Below are 17,162 nucleotides of genomic sequence, written 5' to 3' on the forward strand. Positions count from 1 at the left end.
CCGCTCGACGCCGAGCTGGCGCGGCTGCTGGCGCTGCCGGGGCTGGTGCTGCACCTGCGCAAGCGGCTGGGCCGTGACGTCACCCTCGACGGGCTGCGCGCGCAGTTCGCTGCGGTGCTGCTGGCACCGGGCTGCCAGGAGGGGCGGCCCTGGGATGTCGCTGGCGCGGTGCCGAGCGATCATCGCGAGGGGCTGGCGCTGCTGCGCGAGTTCATGGATCACGGCCGCTTCCCCGAGGCACGGCGGGTGATCGTGCATGGCGGCGGCAACACCGCGATGGATCTCTGCCGGCTGATGAAACGCGCCGGTGCCGAGCAGGTGACGCTGGTCACCGCGTCGGGGCTGCCCGGCCCGGGTACCGCGCCGGGCGACGTGATCAACGTGGTGCCGCGCGAGCTTGAGGAGGCGCTCGAGGAGGGCGTCGAGATCATCGACCACGCCACCATCGGGCGGCTGATCATGAAGGGCAGCCGCGTGACCGGCGTCGAGGTGGTGAGCCTGCGCAAGCTGGCCGGTGGCGACGGGCGCAGCCATCGCGTCGCCTTCGAGGGCACCGAGCGCATCCTTTCCGCCGACATGGTGATCCCCTGCATCGGCGAGGAGGTCGATGCCCATGGGCTCTCAGGGCTGGTGCGGGACGGGTTCCTGCGCCCCTCGGACGGGGCGGGGACGCTCGCGGCCGGGGTCTATGCCATTGGCGACGCGACCGGGCGCAGCGGCACCGTTGCCGCCGCCATCGGCGACGGCCGCCGCGCCGCCGAGGCGCTGGCGCTGCGGCTTGCCGGGGAGGCGCCTGCAGCGGACGACCGCCCGGTGCTCGGAGCAGACGGGCTGAACCCGCGCTACTACGGCGGTGCATCCGGGCCGCGCATCCCCAAGCTGCCGGTGGCGGCGCGGGATTTCGACAGCGAGATCGAGGGCGACATCGGCCGCGCCGCGGCGCTCGCGGAGGCGCAGCGCTGCCTGTCCTGCGGCAACTGCCTGGCCTGCGACAATTGCTGGACCTTCTGCCCCGACAACGCGGTGATCAAGACCGAGGAGCTGGCCCGCGACGGCTCGCACTATCTCTTTGATCTCGATTACTGCAAGGGCTGCGGGCTTTGCGCGCAGGAATGCCCGACGGGGTATATCCGTATGGTGCCGGAGGACGGCTGAGGCTCTGCTGCCGTCGGTGGGGCAGGGAGGGGGCCAGCCCCCTCTTGGCGCTGTGCGCCAATTCACCCCCGAGGTATTTTGGAACCAGAGAAGACATGGGCGCTGCGCCCCTGGCTTCTCTTCGTCAAAAATACTCCCGCCGGAGGCAGGCCGTCCGGTAGGGCCGGGACGCAGGCCGGGGCAGGGCGCGGGGCTGAAGCATGAAAAGACCGCCCCGCGCAGAGCGGGACGGTCATCGGTCTGACCTGGCCGCGCTCAGGCGGCTTTGCGGATTTCCGGCTTGTCCTGCGCCTCGATGAAGGTCTTGTGCAGGGCCTTGATCACCGGCTTCAGGATGTCGCGCTCCATGATGAACTGAACGTCCACATTGCGCGGGCCCTGGCTTGCGCCAATGGCCTCGAGCCCTTCCTCGGCGATTGCCACAAGGCCGCGTTGCAGGCAGGACAGCCCGCTGAGATCGCGGCCGATGACCGAGGCCATCGACAGGGTGCGCGACGAGATCCGCGCCGAGGGGTAGAGCTTCTCAAGATCCTTCTCCACGCGACGCATCGATTTCAGCGAGGCATCCACGTAGTGCGTGATGGTGTTGGCGTTCGACACTTTCGAGACGATCCGCACGTCGTGCCGTGTCAGCACGTCGAGGATTGCCGCGTCGTAGCCCTTCACGCCGACCATGTCCTGCTCGAAGAGCTCCAGCGCGATGATATCGAGCCCGGTGACGATCTCTACCGCCGAGCTTTCCGCCGGCTGGTCGTCGATCAGCGTGCCAGGGTCCTTGGGCTCGAAGGCGTTGGTCACGCGCAGCGGCACGTCGGCCTGACGCAGGGTCTTGGCGGCTTTCGGGTGGATCGCCTCCATGCCCATGTTCGACAGCTGATCGGCCACGTCGTAATTGGTCCGGCCGAGCTTGCGCACGGCGTCTTGGCCCACGAGGTTGGGATCCGCCGAAGAGAGGTGGAACTCCTTGTGGATGATCGCCTCGCGCGCGCCGGTGAGGGCGGCGAGATGCGAGAAGGTGACCTCGGAATAGCCGCGGTCGAACTCGCGCATCAGGCCTTCCTTGCACTGGGCGTAGCCGGTGACGATCGGCATCTCGGTCATCGGGTCGACGCCGTCGAGGGCGCCGAGGATGCGTTCCTCGAGACTGACGTCGCCATCGCCGCGCCAGCCGCTGAGATCCACCAGCCGGGCATCGACGCCGGCACGCTGCAGCATCAGCACCGTGACATAGGCCGAATGCGCCTCGCCGAGACCGGAGAGCAGCTCGCGGGTCTGCAGCATGTGCTCGGACAGGCGGAAGTGGCCGTAGGAGCAGACGCGGGCGAGATCGATCAGGCAGTTGCGCGCGCCGTCGATGCGGGTGCGCACGAAATCAGTGGCCTGCTGGATGTCGGCCGGATGCTCGAGGATCGACGTATGCGCCTCGATCATCGCGTTGGCGACGCGGTTCAGCGCGTCGTGCCAGCCATGGGTGTTGTCACTCTCGGCGAACTGCCCGTAGACGCCGGGTTCGCCGGTCTTCTTGTGCTCGAGCAGCAGGTTGGTGATGCCGCCGAAGGCGGAGACCACGAAGATACGGCCATAAAGCTCGGCACCTTCGCGACCGCCGATCAGCAGCGTGTCGCGCAGTTCGTCGAGGCGGGACATCGACGTCCCGCCAATCTTTTCAACCGTATGATGGGCCATGGCTTACGCCACCTCCTCGGCCGGCGCGTAGGAGCCGTCTTCACGGTGCACTTCGTTGCCGGTGACCGGCGGGTTGAAGCAGCAGGCCATGTGAAGCTCTTCCTCGGCGCGCAGGATGTGCTTGTCGTGCAGGTTCAGCGCATACATGACGCCGGGCTTGATCTCATGCGTCTCGCCGGTGGCGATATCGGTGATCGAGCCCTTGCCCTTCATGCAGTAGACGCTCTCGAAGTGGTGCTTGTAGTGGAACGTGTGCTCCGAGCCGGCTTCGAGAATGGTGATGTGGAACGAAAAGCCCATGCCGTCCTGCGCCAGCAGCATCCGGGTGGAGGTCCACTTGGCGTCGGCCACGTGCTTGTCGGTGTTTTTCAGGTCGTTGAAGTCACGAACGATCATGTCGGTTACTCCGCTGCAATCTTGGTTGTTTCGGTGAGGGCGGCACGGGTGGCGTCGCGCAGGATTTCGAACCCTTTCGCGAACTGCTCTTCCGTGGTGGTCAGCGGTGCGAGCACCTTGACCACCTCGTCATGCGCGCCCGAGGTCTCGATGATGAGGCCGCGTTTGAAGGCTTCGGCACAGATGTCGCCGGCGAGATCACCGTTGCCCACGTCGACGCCGCGCATCAGGCCGCGGCCCTTGAGGCGGGCGCCGTCGACCATGTCGGCAATCGAGGTCAGGCCGATCTCGACGATGCGGGCCTTCTTCTGGATCTCATGCTGGAAGGTGTCGTCCTTCCAGAACTTCTCCAGCGCCACGCGGGCGGTGACGAAGGCGTGGGTGTTGCCGCGGAAGGTGCCGTTGTGCTCGGCAGGCTTCCACACGTCGAGCTCCGGCTTCACCAGCAGGGCGGCGAAGGGCAGGCCCATGCCCGAGAGCGATTTCGCCAGCGGGATGAGATCCGGCTCGATGCCGAACTCTTCAAAGGAGAAGAACGTGCCGGTGCGGCCAATGCCGGCCTGGATGTCGTCGGCGATGAGCAGCGCGCCGTGCTTCTTGGCGAGCTTGGCGATGCCCTGCATCCATTCCTTGGAGGCTGCGTTGAGACCGCCTTCACCCTGGACCGGCTCCACCAGGAAGGCGGCGGGGGCGTCGAGGCCCGAGGACGGGTTGTCGAGCATCCACTCGATCTGTTTCAGCGTGTCCACACCGTCGCCGAAGGCGCCGTCATAGGGCATGTGGGTGACGCCCTGCAGGGGCATTGAGCCACCGTCGCGCTTGCCGGAATTGCCGGTCGCGGCGAGGGCGCCCATGGTCATGCCGTGGAAGCCGTTGGTGAAGGCCACGATGTTGTGGCGGCCGGTGGTCTTGCGCGCCAGCTTCATCGCCGCCTCGACGGCGTTGGTGCCGGTGGGGCCGACCATCATCACCTTGTGGTCCATGCCGCGCGGCTCGAGGATGATCTCCTCAAAGGCGGTCAGAAAGGCTTCCTTCTGGTCGGTATGCATGTCGAGCCCGTGGGTCACGCCGTCGTTCGAGATGTGCTCGATCAGCGCAGCCTTCATGTCGGGGTCGTTGTGACCGTAGTTCAGCGACGAGCAGCCGGCGAGAAAGTCGATATACTCGCGGCCTTCGGCGTCGGTGAGGATCGAGCCGCTGGCCTTCACGAAGCTGGTCGGGAAGCTACGGCAGTAGGAGCGCGCTTCGCTTTCGCGGCGCGTGTAGATATCGCGTGTCATGAGATGTCCTTTCGGGACTTCAGAAATCAGGAAAGTTCGACGGGGCGACGGATCAGGCGGCTGCGGCCAGCTCTTCTTCCATCTCCGGCAGGGTGATCGTCACCATGTGCTCGGTGTCGTGCTGCCCGTCGAAGTGAACGTCTTTCTTGTAGTGGGGCTCGTCGCTGAGCTCGCCGCCGATGGAGCGGGCGAAGCTGCGGAAGAGGCCCCAGGACGCGTCGTTGTCCTTGGTGATGGTGGTCTTCAGCTCAGCCGCGTCGCTGCATTCCTCGCGTTCGACGAGGTGGGTCAGCATCTTGCGACCAAGGCCCAAACCGCGCGCCTTGGGGCTCACGGCGACCTGCCACACGAAGTAGGCGTCCTTGTTGGGGATCATGTGACCCGAGATCCAGCCGACGACATCGCCGTCGAGCTCGGCCACAACGCAGGTGTCACGGAAGTGCTCCGCCTGAACGAGGTTGCAGTACATCGAGTTCTCGTCGAGCGGCTTGCACGCGCGCACCAGCTCCCAGATGGCGGCGCCATCGGTGGCCTCGGGCTTGCGGAGCAGGAGGTTGTCCTGCTTGGACGTGAAGCTGTCTTTCGGCATCGGGTCAGGTCCCTCTCGGTTGCTTTGAAAGGTAAACTAAGCGAGGCCCGGTAAAGTTTCAACCGCCTAAGTATTTTTTCGGGGAAAGTTGCCTGTATTATGTAAATCAACTGTTTTTCAGTCGTTTGCGCAGGGCTATTGAAAGCTGATCGCGAAGCATTATCCTTAGGAGCCTGAAGATTTCGAGGGAGATGCTTAGCCGATTGAAGTATCCTCCCGTTTCATGCAACAAAGGGCCATTCCTCAATTCTGCCCCAAGATCAGCGAGGCATGGGTCCGATGGATCGAACGGATGACAGCTTGATTGCCCTGCGGCGGATTCTGAGAGCCACCGAGCTTTACGAACGGGACCTGGCGAGTGCCGCCGGGGTCACGCCGGCAAAGCTGCGGGTGATGCAGATCGTGCAGATGAAGGGCGGGACGACCACGCCCAAGGCGCTGGCGACCCAGATGGGCGTGAGCCAGGCCACGATCACCGGGCTGGTCGACAAGCTGGTGAAGGACGGCATGGTCCGTCGCGCGCAATCCAGCACCGACCGCCGACAGATCAACGTCGCTCTGAGCGAAAAGGGCGAGGCGACGCTCGACCGTGCGCCCGACGCCCTGCAGCAGCGCTTCGTACGCGAGTTCGAGCGGCTCGAGGACTGGGAACAGGCGCAGCTGCTGTCCTCGCTGGAACGGGTGGCCGCCATGCTCGACGCCCGCGACATCGATGCCTCGCCGGTTCTGACAGTCGGCGCGCTCGATCACGACAAGCGCGCCAACTGAGCGGCGGCGTCAGAGCAGGGCGCGGATCGGCTCGAGCAGCCCCTTGGTGCGCAGCGTGCGCACCGGATAGTTCTCGTCGTTGATGATCTGGTCGATGGTGAAGCCGGGCTCGATCTTGGCCAGCTTCACCGCCGTCTCCTGCGCCTTGTCGAGCTGACCGTCGAGCGCGTAGAGTGCCAGAAGATGCCGGTGCGCCGGACGTGACAGCGGCGCGGCGCGGGCCGCCGCCTCGCCGGCCTCGATGGCCTCGTGGGGGCGGTTGCAGGCGATGGCGATGATGCAGTGCCCCATGTCCCACCATTGCTTGAAGGGCGAGCTGCGCGCGATGGCGCGGGCGCGGGCAGAGGCATCGAAGGCCGAGGCCACGTCGCCCTTCAGCATGTTCGCCTCGGCCAGCGATTTCCATGCAAAGGCCGAGGCCGGGTTTCGGTTCACCGCCGTGTCGGCCAGCTCGAAAGCGCCCGCCGCGTCGCGCTGGGCGGTGCCGCGGACCTTCGAGATCAGCGCATGCACCAGCGCGTTGTCCTGCGAGTCCTCCATGGCGCGGTAATTCAGCGCGATGGCCTCCTCGCGCAGCGCCTCGCGGTCGTCTTCCAGCAGCTCCAGCAGCTGGATCATCCGCACCATGCTGCTCCAGGCGAGGTAGATGCCGTTGCCGTCAAGCTCATGCGCCTGCTTGAGCAGCGAGTAGGCCTCGCGCAGCGCGTCGCGCTCGAAGCTGAACATGCGGTACATGCTGAGGCGCGACAGCGCCGTCGCGCGGCTCTCGGGGCGGTTGGTGTCGAGCACCTGCGGCAGCTTGCCGATGATGCAGTCCGCCGCCTCGAAGACCAGCTTGGCGACGATCTCGTCGCTGCGCAGGATCGCCTCGAGATGGGTCACCGCCTGCATCTTGGAATAGAGGATGCGCCCGCTCGGCACGTGCAGCCCCTTGACGAAGAGGGTGTGGCCGTCGGTCGTCTTGAGGATGTCGCAGGTGAGGGAGATGTCGCTCACCGGCAGCTCGGCGGGATGGTCGGGATCGTTGGCCTGCCGCCAGGCGCGGATCTGCTCGGCGATGTTCTCGCCGATCTGGTTGGCGAGGATGTCGGCCATGATGTTGGCGCCATCCTCGGCCGGCGCCGCCGAGCGGCAATGGATCAGAACGCCCTTTGCCTGCTTGGGCTCGGCCTGTGAAAGGCGCGCCTGCAGGTCGGCGCGCTCCATGCGCAGCCATTCCTCGAATTCCGGATCGCGGGCATCCAGCCCCTCGAGCAGTTCGGTCCTCTGATCAAAGGGCAGACCCTCATCGAGCAGGTCGACAGCGATGCAATGCGGATCGAGCGAGACGGTGGCGCGGTCGGCGCGCAGGATGTCGGAATGATCTCCGAGCGCGCTGCGCAGCTTGCTCAGCGCCTGCCGCAGGTTGGCGCTGGCCTGTTCCGCGCCGAACTGGCTCCAGAGCTTATCCTCAAGCCAGCGGCGCGGGCGCGACATCTCGGGCGAGAGCGCAAGCAGCGCCAGAAGGGCCTGATTCTTTGCACCTTTCGGGGTCAGACAGGCACCGTCCCCGGCCTCCACGCGCAGCGGGCCGAGCACCGAAATCCGTATCTGGCTTGCAGTGTCGCGCATCTGGCCTTCGAGCCGCCGGAAACAATGATTGTGCGTCAGCCTAGCACCACCTCACTAATCCGGCAACGGGCGTGAATTGTGCGTGAATCGCTCGCGCCACAGGCACAAGGCTTTGACGGTCGACCGGTTTTTCTGTCACCTTTGCTGAAATCGTTTTGTTGTCGATTTCTGTATTTCATTTCTCGGGGGGACGCTGGGAATGCCGGTTTACGGTCATGAGGGCCATGAAGGCCACGAGGGACATGAAGGTCACGAGGGCCACGAAGGCCATGAGGGACACGAAGGGCACGAGGGCCATGAAGGGGGTGGTGGCTCGTCGGCCCTGAGTGCGGCCCTGGGACGCGCGCGTGACGGCACGGTCGGGTATTGGGACGGCCAGCCGAGCCGCGCGTCCCGGGTCGAGGGGCGGTCTGCGTGGGATGCGGTGAAGCGCCTGGGCACCACGCCGCGCCGCGCGGTGATGGATCAGGCGATCCAGAGCCTGTTCGGCGTCACCTTCCAGCATAGCGACATCACCAACAAGACCGGCACGGTGAGCTTTCAGGGCAAGCCGCTGGTCACGCTGCATCGCCCCGAGATGAAGACGATCCGCGACCATCAGCTAGGCTACCTGCGCGCCGCCGCCGATTTGCGCTACGACCGGCTGAGCGAGATCCGCGTGCAGACCGGCAACATCCAGTCGTTCTTCGCGGGGGTGAGCTACATGTCCTCGGGCGCCACCAAGTGGAGCCTCGCGCTGACGCAGGCGGTGTTCCGTCTCTGCACGCATATCGAGATGCCGGTGAAGCTGGCCTTCGACCTGCCGCGCCCGATCACCCTGGCCTACGAGGTGCAGCCGATCATCCAGACCCCGGGACACGGCGCCTGGCCGAGCGGTCACGCCACCGAAAGCTTTGCCGGAGCCACGCTGCTCGGTCGCCTGTTCTACGACGACCCCGCGGCCTTCGCGCCGACCGCGAAGCTGGCGGAGCAGACACCGCTCTACCGCCATGCCGAGCGCATCGCGATTAATCGCACGGTGGCGGGGGTGCATTACCCCACTGACAGCATGGCGGGGGCGGTGCTCGGCGTGAGCATGGCCGAGGCGCTGGTCAACCTGCTCGACGGCACGACAGAGACCACGGCGCGGACCTTCGATGCGACGAAGTATACGGGCGATTTCAACCTCGCGCTGATGTCGTCCGAGATCGCGGCGCAAGACGGTGTGATCAGCGAAAGCACGATCAAGATCGACCCCACCGTAGTGCCGTCCTGGCTGCGCGAGATGTGGCAGGATGCCCTGAAGGAGGGCTGACTTCGGTTTGACGAGTGGGGGTTGCGGATGCGGCCCTGTTTTAGCGAGTGGCCGGGGCCTGTGGTCCCGGCCGTGTCGTCTCTGCGGCGCTCAGGGCGCGGCGGGCTCGACCACGTGGCTGCCGAGCCGCGCGGCATCCTCTGCGGGCACCGGCGTCAGGGTGACGCTGGCGGCGGCGAAATCGTCGAGATGCGGGCCGCTGGCCGCTGCCTTGATCTTTGCCGACGACAGCGCCAGCGCGCGGCTGAGCTTGCCGGCGGCGGCGCTGGTGCCGTTGAGGAACCGGGTGCTGCCGCTCAGCGTGCCGGAGCCCTGCACGCCCGAGCGCACCCGGCTGCGGTCGGCCACGGTCGAGACGGTGGGGCCGGGCACCGACCATGCGGCGCCTTCGCCGCAATAATCCGACGGCGGCAGGCCGGCCTTCTCGATATCGCGCCGCGCGGCACCGACAAGGAACACCTGTCGCGCCAATGAGGAGGCCAGCGCGTTGTGGCTGCCGGCGTGGCGGATGGCGCAATCGCGCTCGAGCGCGGTGTAATCGAGATAGGTGGCGTTCCAGCCATAGCCGTCGCGGCTCTGGAAATAGCTCTGACGCGCCTGCGCGCGGTAGCCGCTGAGGCTGTCGTCGCGCTGGATCTGCAGCTCGAGCTCAAGCGCCTCGGCGCCGCGATATCGGCAATTGAGCTGCCACGTGCCGGACGGCGCCAGTGCCTCGTTGTGGCAGGAGGCGCTGGGCGCAATGGCGATCAGGTAGAAGCCGCGCTGCACGGTGCCGGCGTCGAGTCGGCGCTCGGGCACGTGGTAGATCCGCGCCACCGCCTCGTCGCCGAGGGTCAGGCTGCGGGTCTCGCCGGGCTTCACGCCGCCGATCCCCGAGGATAGCCCGGCCGGCGTGGTCAGCCCGATCTCGAGCGCTTCGAGCGGCTGGCCGGGCAGGGCGCGGATTTCGAGGAAGCTCTCGGTCTGGTCGCCGGGCTGGATCACCCAGTCGATGCTGCGCTCGGTGGTCGAGCGGGCCGGGGTCTCTTCATAGGACATGCCGGCGACCAGCCGCTTGCGGTAGTCGTTGCCGAAGGACCAGACCACGCGCACCGGCTGGCCCTTGACCTGCTCCCAGAGCGCGGCCTCGCGTGCCACCTGGTATTCGGCGAAACGGGTGCCGTCCTTGGGGCCCGCCAGCATCCCGAGCGAGAGGTTCACGATCACCGGCGCGCGCGGGTCGAGCGCTTCGGCACGGCGCAGGATCCAGCGCATCGCCTGCACGAGATAGCTCTCGAACTTGGTGCCCGAGGTGTCGGCGATGGCCTGCGGCGGCAGTTGCACCGCCAGCAGCGGCCAGTCGCGGGCCGGGTCCTTGCTGTCGAGCGGATCGGCCCCGCCGGCAAGGTCGAGCACGTGGCTGCCGTGGCTGGTGCCGTGATCGCTGGAGCGGCGCGCGTCATAGCGCGCGAGCCGGGCGTTGATCGCGGCGTATTCGCCGGTCTCGTTCATGCCGGGGCGGGCGAGGATGGCGTCGATCTCGGCCCGGCTCAGCACTTCTCCGAGGCAGGCGCTCTTGGGGCCGGGGCCCGAGCGTTCGAGCGCCTGCAGCCAGACCGCCTCGAACCGGGTGCGCAGCGTCAGCTTGCCGCTTTTCTTCTGGCCCTTGCAGAAGCGCGCATTCAGAAACCCGATGCCGTCGTCGATGATCGCCACGATCGGCTGCACCTTGCCCTTGGGCTTGGCGGCTGGCTTCGGCAGTCCGGCATCGGTATCCGCCATGCCCTCGGGATCGAGCGCCACCGGCGTGCCGGTGTCGAGCACCTCGAAGAGGTCGGCATGATCGCTGTCGGGCGTGCCAAAGGCGCGGTAGAGCGCGTATTCGTCGGGCAGGCCCGCATCGGGATCGCTGCCTTTGCAGCGCCGCGCCAGAACCGAGAGCTCGAAGGGCTCCATCAGCAGCGGCGCGGAGGCATCCTCGACAAGCGTCTTCAGCCGCTGCCGTTGCTTGCGCGCGGCCTTGGCGTCCGAGCTGTCTGTCAGCCGCACGAAGATCGGCTCAAAGACGTTGGCGCCCACCGGCGGCTGGCGCCGCTGCCGCAGCATCCAGGAGAAATCCACGTAAGCGTCGTGAAACGCGGCAGATTCGGCGTCGTGCCATGTGAGTGTCATGAACGGATCCTCGCGAAACGCTTTGAAACTATGGCGGTAGCAAAGCCGAGCACCGCTATCGGGTCAAGCGAGCGCGCTGCCGCCGCGCCGGGAATTGCGCAATATTCACGCGCCGTTTCTGTCACAGGCTTTGGCAATATTAGCGAATTCGCGGTCCGATCACGCCGAAATCGCGGAGCAATCACGCTGCATTCACGAGCGGCGGGCACACTGTCCCTACGTCAGGTTATCCAAGGCGGCCCGCTGAGAGGCTGCCAGCGACAGGGAATATCGCCATGAGCCTCCGTCACGAGACATATCAGACCGGGCTGCGCGTCATTGATGGCGGCCTCCGCCCGGACACCCCCGCCGGGTTCCATGTCCAGCTGCCCGCTGCCCCGCGCATGGGGCCGGCCGAGCTTTCCGCCGAACTTGCGGAGCTTTACGCAATGGCGCTGATCCGCGATCTGCCCTTCGAGCTGATGCAGGATCCGCATTGCGAGATCTGGATCGATGCGAGCACCCATTTCACCCTTCACGAACTGCTGTGCGAGCTGCGCTCGCTGAGCTGGTTCAACGATCAGGCCCTCCCCGTTCCCGGGCCTGTGGAGACGGTTCTTTGCTCCCGGACCGTCTGCGGGGATGCTGACCAGCGCCGCGGCCTGCGGCTGAACGGCGATGGTCAGCTGACCCTGCGCAGCCTGTTCCGCGGCGTGGTGGCGCATCGCGGCCCGCAGATCCGGCTTTCGACCCTGCATGCCACCGATCACCGCAGCCCGTCCGAGACCGAGCCCTGCGCCGCGCCCGAGGCCGACGCGCCGATGTCGCGCTGGCTCGAATGGATCGAGCGCTGCTCGGGCGCCGCGCTGGCGCTGCCGGGGCAGGGCCCGGGCGAGGCCGGGCAGCTGATCACGCCGCGGGCGCTGGCCGAGCGGCTGCACGGCAGCCATCCCTGCCGGATCTACTTCAACGCCGCGCTGCGGCTTCTGGCGCGCCACGCGCCGCTCGATCCCGGGCTCGAGGGCATCGCGATGCCGGGGCCGGTCTCGGCCAAGACCCTTCTGTCGCTGATGGCGGACTGCGCCGAGCGCGCGTATTCGGCGGCGATGCGGATGCAGGGCCGGGCCGACCGGCTGAGCCGTCCCGCCGTGACCGCAGCCCGGCTCACCGCGCTTCTGGCGCGCGACGATCAGCCCACCGGTGGCGAGGGCGATCTGGCCGCCTGCGCCGAGGAACTCTCCAGCAAGGCGCCGCAGCTTCTGCACTGGGTCGACCGGATGAACCGGGCGCAGGGCCGCGCCGGGCGCGTGCGGGCCGACCTGCACCTGCCGTCGCTGCGTCAGGACGTGCCGTCGCACCGTGCCGACCATGTCGCCAAGGTGGTGGTCGCGGGCGCGCTCTCGACGCTGCTCAAGGCGGTGTTCGACAGCCGCCGTCACGCCCGCCTCCGCATGGTCGGCAGCCAGGGCACCGGCATCGACATCGGGGCCGAGGCCGACCGGCTGGCCGCCGACGTCGCGCTGGCGCGTTCGGTGAGTGGCAACTACTTTCAGGCCGAGAACTTTCAGGACCTCCGGCTTGGCGAGGCCATCGCCTGCCAGGTGCTGCGCAGCCGCTTCGAGGCACAGGGCCAGAGCCTGTCGCTGGGCTTCACCGATTTCGACGGCCGGCTGGTCGACATCGCGGTGCATTCGCGCGGCGCGAGCGGCCATGCCACCTTCCGCGTCGACGGCCGCCTCGCCCCCTGGCCGATGGAGGCCGGTCGCGGCGGCAGCCACCTCGCGGTGGTGTGAAACCGCGCGCGCGCCTTGACCGGAATCAAGGCGCGGGTCGCCCTCCGGTGAGAGACTGGCTCGCACAGCACGGGGAGGATCTCATGCGCAGAGTCATCATCACCACTCTTGCCCTGGCGGCGATGAGCGGCGCCGCGTTCGCGCAGGACGCCGATATCGGTCGCTCGCTCTATCACACCCATTGCGCCACCTGTCACGGGCTCGAAGGGCGCGGCGACGGGCCGATGGCAGGGGTTTTGCTGATCAAGCCGGTGAACCTGACCGAGCTCTCGGCGGCCAATGGCGGCAGCTTCCCGCTCGAGCGCATCGTCAAGCGCATCGACGGGCGCGATCCGCTGGTCAGCCACGGCTCTCCGATGCCGGTCTATGGCGATTATTTCGAAGGCGTGTTCGATGTCCCGATCAAGACGCCCGCGGGCCAGCCGGTGCTGACCTCGCGCCCGGTGGTCGATCTCGTGACCTATCTGCGCGAGATCCAGAAGCCCGACTGACGGGGAGGCACCACATGCGCGCTTTGGCCGGGCTGCTTGTGCTGGCGCTCGGTGTCCTCGCCGGGCCCGCAGCGGCGCAGGATCTGAGGATCGAGATCGACCTCTCCGAGCAGCAAATGACCGTGGTCGAGCAGGGCGTCGCCACCCATGTCTGGCCGGTCTCGACCGCGCGGGCGGGCAAGTGCACCCCGGTTGGCACCTTCACGCCCTACCGGCTCGAGCGGATGCATTACTCGACCCTCTACGACAACGCGCCGATGCCGTGGTCGATCTTCTTCAGCGGCAATTACGCGATCCACGGCACCACCGCGGTCGAGCGGCTGGGCACGCCGGCCTCGGCGGGCTGTGTGCGGCTCGAGCCAGGCAACGCGAAGCTGCTGTTCGATGCGGTGCGCCAGACCGGCCTCAACGAGACGCGCATCGTCATCACGCCCTGAGCGGCGCCTCAACGGCAGATGCCCACCGGCTGGATGCCGCGCCACGGCACCAGAACCTCGGGGTTGTCAAGCACCGCCTCGAGCCCCTCGACCGGCATTTCCTTCGAGATCATCTCGCGCAGGCGCGCGGTGCGCGGCGCCTCGGGGTCGAGCACGTGGCAGCAGACATATTCCTCGACGATGGCGCCCTGCTGCTCGTAGCCGTAATCGAGGAACTGCGCGGTGTTGTCGGGGTCGAAGAGATAGGGATCCTCGGACACGCTGTGCTCGTTCGCGGCCTTGAGCGGCGAGTAGCCGGTGCGGGCGCGGTTCTCCCATTGCCAGACATGGGTGGCCTCATGCGCAAGCAGCATCGCGTCGGCGAGGTCGATGCGCTCGGGGAAGTCGGGCACGAAATCGCGGCGATACAGATCCTTGCGGTAGAACACGTGGCGGAACAGCGTCATCGCGCCGGGCGACACGGTGACGGTCTCGCCGCGCGAGGGCGGCCACATGCGCTCCATGCAGGTCAGGCGCGGGCGGATCGGGCGCTGGTAGGTGATCTTGCCGGCCCAGAGCCCGTTGTGAAAGCGGATGCGGTCGCCGTCGAATGCGGGCCCCTGCATCGCGGTGAGGAACGAGACCTCGTTCTCGGTCAGGGGGCGACCGCAGGCGGCGAGGAACAGGCAAAGGGAAAAAACCAGAATACGCATGGGGCGATAGGGTCAGAGTGTCGGGCCGGGCGCAAGCGCCCGTGTCATTCTGCGGCGGCGTGCCGCTTCCCGACCATGCCCGAGGACGAGATCTCGAGGATCAGCTTGCGCTTCACCGCCTCGGCAAAGCTGGCGCGGTCCTCGGCAGTGACCACGAAGGCACCGAGCCCGCCGATAATGCGTTTTTCGTAGATCGCTTCCAGCCCGCCCTGCGCGCGGCCGGGATCGTCGGGGCGCAGGATCGGCAGCGCGTTGATAGTGATGCCCTTGGCGAGCACCGCGTCGCGCGACTCCTCGATCGGAGGGCCGGACCAGTTTCCGGCGCTGTCGCCGGAGAAGTCGATCACCTTGCGCCATCCGTCGATGTCATTGGCCTCGATCTGCCGCGCCGCCTCGAGCAACGCCGAACCGATGGCGTTGCGCCCGAAGGCCATGCGCGGGGTGGTCAGGAGCTGGTCGGCGAACTCTTGTGCATCCTCGGCGTCGCGGATGCGCATCCATCTCACCACCTGTCCCTGATGCGACGCCCACTCCATGTAGGTCACCGCGATCTCGCCATAGGCGGTGTTGGCGATGGCGGAGAGCACCTCCGGGTCGGTCATCGCCTGCGCATAGCCCTCGCGCTGGAACATCAGCTCGTCGGGCGAGATCGAGCCCGAGCTGTCGGCCAGCAGCACCAGCTCGAGATCGGTGTCCTGCGCGAGCGCCGGGGCGGCGAGAAGCGAGAGGGCGAGGGCGAGGCTGCGCATGCGGGTGGCTCCATCGTGGCAATGGGGCAAGGCTAGCCTTGGGCGGGCGGTTTCGCGAAGCGTTGCTTGGGGGGACTGACGCAGATGTGAGCGGCTTTCGCGCGGTGTGCCGCGTCGCTCACCAGCCTTCGGCGTCGCGCTGCCAGTCCTGCACCGCGGCGAGGGTCGCCTCATAGACGGCGCGGCCAAGCGCGTGGCCGGCGGCGGTGTGCTTGCCGGCGAAGGCGGCGGAGCCTGCGGGCGCGGCCACGGCGATGCAGTCGGTGCCTGTCCCGGTGGCGGGGCCGGTGGGCAGGAGCGTGTGGGCGTCGAGCACGGCGGCGGTGCGGGCCTCGGCCACGAGGCTCAGCGCCTCGATCAGGGCGGTCTGGCCGAGCGGGCAGGACAGGCGCAGCGCGATGTTGATGGTGCCCCAGTCCTTCGCCGGTTGCAGCCAGGTCTGGGACAGGCGGGTGCCGATGCGCTCGGCATTCGACAGGCCGGCGGTGACCACGGCGGTGGCGGTGATGCCGCCTTCGGTGGCCTCGGCGGTGCGGTGGGCCTCGAGCTTGCGCGAGGTCAGGAAGCAGACGGCGTCGGAGGCGTTGCGGTCCTCGAGCTGGGCCTCGAGCCAGGCGATGGCGTCGAGATCCTCCGACAGGTCGGCATTGCGCACCTCACGCCAGAGGATGCGGCTTGCCTCGGTCAGCCCGCCGTTATGAGGCGCGAAGCTGAGGACCTGGTGCGGCGCGCCGAGATCGAAGGCGAGCCAGGGCGGGGAGAGGGTGAGCATGGGCGGGCCGAGTGGTTTTCCGTTCTTCGATCATCACGCAAGCGCGGAATCAAGGCCGAAGGCCGCCGCGCCATCGCCGGCCCGCCCCCCGGGCTGGCGATTTGGTGAGGTCAGCACGGAGTTGAGAGGTCCTTCGGACTTGGCCGGGATAAATCGAGAGGCTCGCAGCTTGGATCGCCCCCCCGCAGGCAGGCGATGGCGCGGCAGGTCGCTCGGTTTGGTCAGTGTAACAAAAGCAATAAAGCGGACCCTAGGGTCCGCTTTTCCGTGTCTCTTGTGAGCCGGTCGAGCTCAGCTGGCGCGGCGCTCGTCGAAGCTCAGGGCGATGAATTCGGGCATGTGATCGCCCATGCCCACCACGTTGTTGTCGGACTTGGAGCCACGGCCACGGCCGCGATCCGAGCGGCCACGGTCCGAGCGGGGCTTGTTGGTGTCGCCCTTGTCGGAGGCGGCCTTCTCGGACGCGGTCGTTTCGACCGCTGCCTCGGCGGCAGGGGCCTCTGCGACTGCGGTCTCGGCGGGTGCCGCGCTCTTGTCGGACTTGCGCGAGCGCGAGCGGGTGCGCTTGGGCTTGGCTTCGGTCTTCTCTTCGTCGGCCGCGGCATCCGTCGCCTCGGGCGCCTTCACGCCCGGCAGTTCGACGCGCGGGATTTCCTTCTGGATGAGCTTTTCCACATCCTCGAAGTTCTTCTCGTCGCGCGGCACCACGATGGTGAAGGCCTTGCCCTCGCGCCCGGCGCGGCCGGTGCGGCCGATGCGGTGCACGTAATCCTCGGCATGGCCGGGCACGTCGAAGTTGAACACGTGGCTGACGCTCGGCACGTCGAGGCCGCGGGCCGCCACGTCGGAGGCGATCAGCAGCCGGATTGAGCCGTCGCGGAAGCCGTCGAGGGTGCGCATGCGCTGCGACTGGTCGAGGTCACCGTGGATCGGCTCGGCGTTATAGCCGTATTTCTTCAGCGACTTGGCGACGATGTCGACATCGACCTTGCGGTTGCAGAAGACGATGGCGTTGGTGCACTTCTCGCCCTCGCGGTCGATCAGCGTGCGCAGAACCTTGCGCTTCTCGCTGCCCTCGCGGTCGCGGCGCGACGCCTTGAAGAACACCGCGCCCTGCTCGATGGTCTCGGACGCGGTGGCCTGACGGGCCACCTCGATGCGCTCGGGGTTCGACAGGAAGGTGTTGGTGATGCGCTCGATCTCGGGGGCCATTGTGGCCGAGAAGAACAGCGTCTGGCGGGTGAAGGGCGTGAGCGAGAAGATCCGCTCGATATCCGGGATGAAGCCCATGTCGAGCATCCGGTCGGCCTCGTCCACCA

Annotated in this window: 16 protein-coding genes; 6 read left to right on the forward strand and 10 right to left on the reverse strand. The window is 67.4% G+C overall.

Annotated elements, in window-relative coordinates; genetic code table 11:
- A partial coding sequence (locus tag AC6RA4_RS12875; protein WP_500160889.1) for an FAD-dependent oxidoreductase occupies positions 1-1,155 on the forward strand: 1,155 nt, incomplete at its 5' end.
- Positions 1,156-1,410: 255 nt separating this feature from the next.
- On the opposite strand, the gene AC6RA4_RS12880 is transcribed toward AC6RA4_RS12875, so the two are convergent.
- Genes AC6RA4_RS12880 through ectA form a run of 4 tightly spaced genes read right to left on the reverse strand, consistent with a single transcriptional unit; the run spans position 1,411 to position 5,106 of the window.
- Positions 1,411-2,841: an aspartate kinase gene (locus AC6RA4_RS12880; RefSeq protein ID WP_500160891.1), complete on the reverse strand. Its 1,431-nt coding sequence runs from the start codon at positions 2,839-2,841 to the stop codon at positions 1,411-1,413.
- Positions 2,842-2,844: 3 nt separating this feature from the next.
- Complete coding sequence (locus AC6RA4_RS12885; RefSeq protein WP_222604154.1) at positions 2,845-3,237, reverse strand: ectoine synthase; 393 nt, start codon at positions 3,235-3,237, stop codon at positions 2,845-2,847.
- A gap of 5 nt (positions 3,238-3,242) precedes the next feature.
- The gene (gene ectB / locus AC6RA4_RS12890) at positions 3,243-4,517 is read right to left on the reverse strand and encodes a diaminobutyrate--2-oxoglutarate transaminase (RefSeq protein ID WP_500160893.1); all 1,275 of its coding nucleotides are present in this window, start codon (positions 4,515-4,517) and stop codon (positions 3,243-3,245) included.
- Positions 4,518-4,569: 52 nt separating this feature from the next.
- Positions 4,570-5,106, reverse strand: a complete 537-nt coding sequence (gene ectA / locus AC6RA4_RS12895; protein WP_500160895.1) for a diaminobutyrate acetyltransferase — start codon at positions 5,104-5,106, stop codon at positions 4,570-4,572.
- 279 nt (positions 5,107-5,385) lie between these two features.
- Between ectA and AC6RA4_RS12900 the strand changes: the two genes are divergently transcribed.
- Positions 5,386-5,874 (forward strand): MarR family winged helix-turn-helix transcriptional regulator, encoded by a 489-nt coding sequence (locus tag AC6RA4_RS12900; protein WP_500160897.1) that lies wholly within the window; start codon positions 5,386-5,388, stop codon positions 5,872-5,874.
- Between the two features lie 9 nt (positions 5,875-5,883).
- Here AC6RA4_RS12900 and AC6RA4_RS12905 read toward each other — a convergent pair whose 3' ends face one another.
- Positions 5,884-7,485: an AfsR/SARP family transcriptional regulator gene (locus AC6RA4_RS12905; RefSeq protein WP_500160899.1), complete on the reverse strand. Its 1,602-nt coding sequence runs from the start codon at positions 7,483-7,485 to the stop codon at positions 5,884-5,886.
- A gap of 424 nt (positions 7,486-7,909) precedes the next feature.
- On the opposite strand from AC6RA4_RS12905, the gene AC6RA4_RS12910 reads away from it, so the two are divergent.
- Positions 7,910-8,779: a phosphatase PAP2 family protein gene (locus AC6RA4_RS12910; protein WP_500160901.1), complete on the forward strand. Its 870-nt coding sequence runs from the start codon at positions 7,910-7,912 to the stop codon at positions 8,777-8,779.
- Positions 8,780-8,869: 90 nt separating this feature from the next.
- Here AC6RA4_RS12910 and AC6RA4_RS12915 read toward each other — a convergent pair whose 3' ends face one another.
- Complete coding sequence (locus tag AC6RA4_RS12915; protein ID WP_500160903.1) at positions 8,870-10,930, reverse strand: S8/S53 family peptidase; 2,061 nt, start codon at positions 10,928-10,930, stop codon at positions 8,870-8,872.
- A 275-nt stretch (positions 10,931-11,205) separates the two neighbouring features.
- On the opposite strand from AC6RA4_RS12915, the gene AC6RA4_RS12920 reads away from it, so the two are divergent.
- The 3 genes from AC6RA4_RS12920 to AC6RA4_RS12930 all read left to right on the forward strand — a co-directional run bounded on the left by AC6RA4_RS12920 (position 11,206) and on the right by AC6RA4_RS12930 (position 13,630).
- The gene (locus AC6RA4_RS12920; protein WP_500160905.1) at positions 11,206-12,702 is read left to right on the forward strand and encodes a bromoperoxidase; all 1,497 of its coding nucleotides are present in this window, start codon (positions 11,206-11,208) and stop codon (positions 12,700-12,702) included.
- Between the two features lie 83 nt (positions 12,703-12,785).
- Complete coding sequence (locus tag AC6RA4_RS12925; protein WP_500160907.1) at positions 12,786-13,193, forward strand: c-type cytochrome; 408 nt, start codon at positions 12,786-12,788, stop codon at positions 13,191-13,193.
- A 14-nt stretch (positions 13,194-13,207) separates the two neighbouring features.
- On the forward strand, positions 13,208-13,630 hold the full coding sequence (locus AC6RA4_RS12930) for a L,D-transpeptidase (RefSeq protein ID WP_500160909.1): 423 nt from the start codon (positions 13,208-13,210) through the stop codon (positions 13,628-13,630).
- A gap of 8 nt (positions 13,631-13,638) precedes the next feature.
- On the opposite strand, the gene AC6RA4_RS12935 is transcribed toward AC6RA4_RS12930, so the two are convergent.
- From AC6RA4_RS12935 to AC6RA4_RS12950, 4 genes are all read right to left on the reverse strand, one after another.
- On the reverse strand, positions 13,639-14,322 hold the full coding sequence (locus AC6RA4_RS12935) for a hypothetical protein (protein ID WP_500160911.1): 684 nt from the start codon (positions 14,320-14,322) through the stop codon (positions 13,639-13,641).
- A 44-nt stretch (positions 14,323-14,366) separates the two neighbouring features.
- Positions 14,367-15,071 (reverse strand): DUF1194 domain-containing protein, encoded by a 705-nt coding sequence (locus AC6RA4_RS12940; protein ID WP_500160913.1) that lies wholly within the window; start codon positions 15,069-15,071, stop codon positions 14,367-14,369.
- Between the two features lie 118 nt (positions 15,072-15,189).
- Positions 15,190-15,843, reverse strand: coding sequence for an adenosylcobinamide amidohydrolase (locus AC6RA4_RS12945; RefSeq protein ID WP_500160915.1), 654 nt, complete (start codon positions 15,841-15,843; stop codon positions 15,190-15,192).
- 291 nt (positions 15,844-16,134) lie between these two features.
- The coding region (locus AC6RA4_RS12950) for a DEAD/DEAH box helicase (protein WP_500160917.1) at positions 16,135-17,162 on the reverse strand (1,028 nt) is incomplete at its 5' end.

This window comes from Salipiger sp. (genome assembly GCF_059781815.1).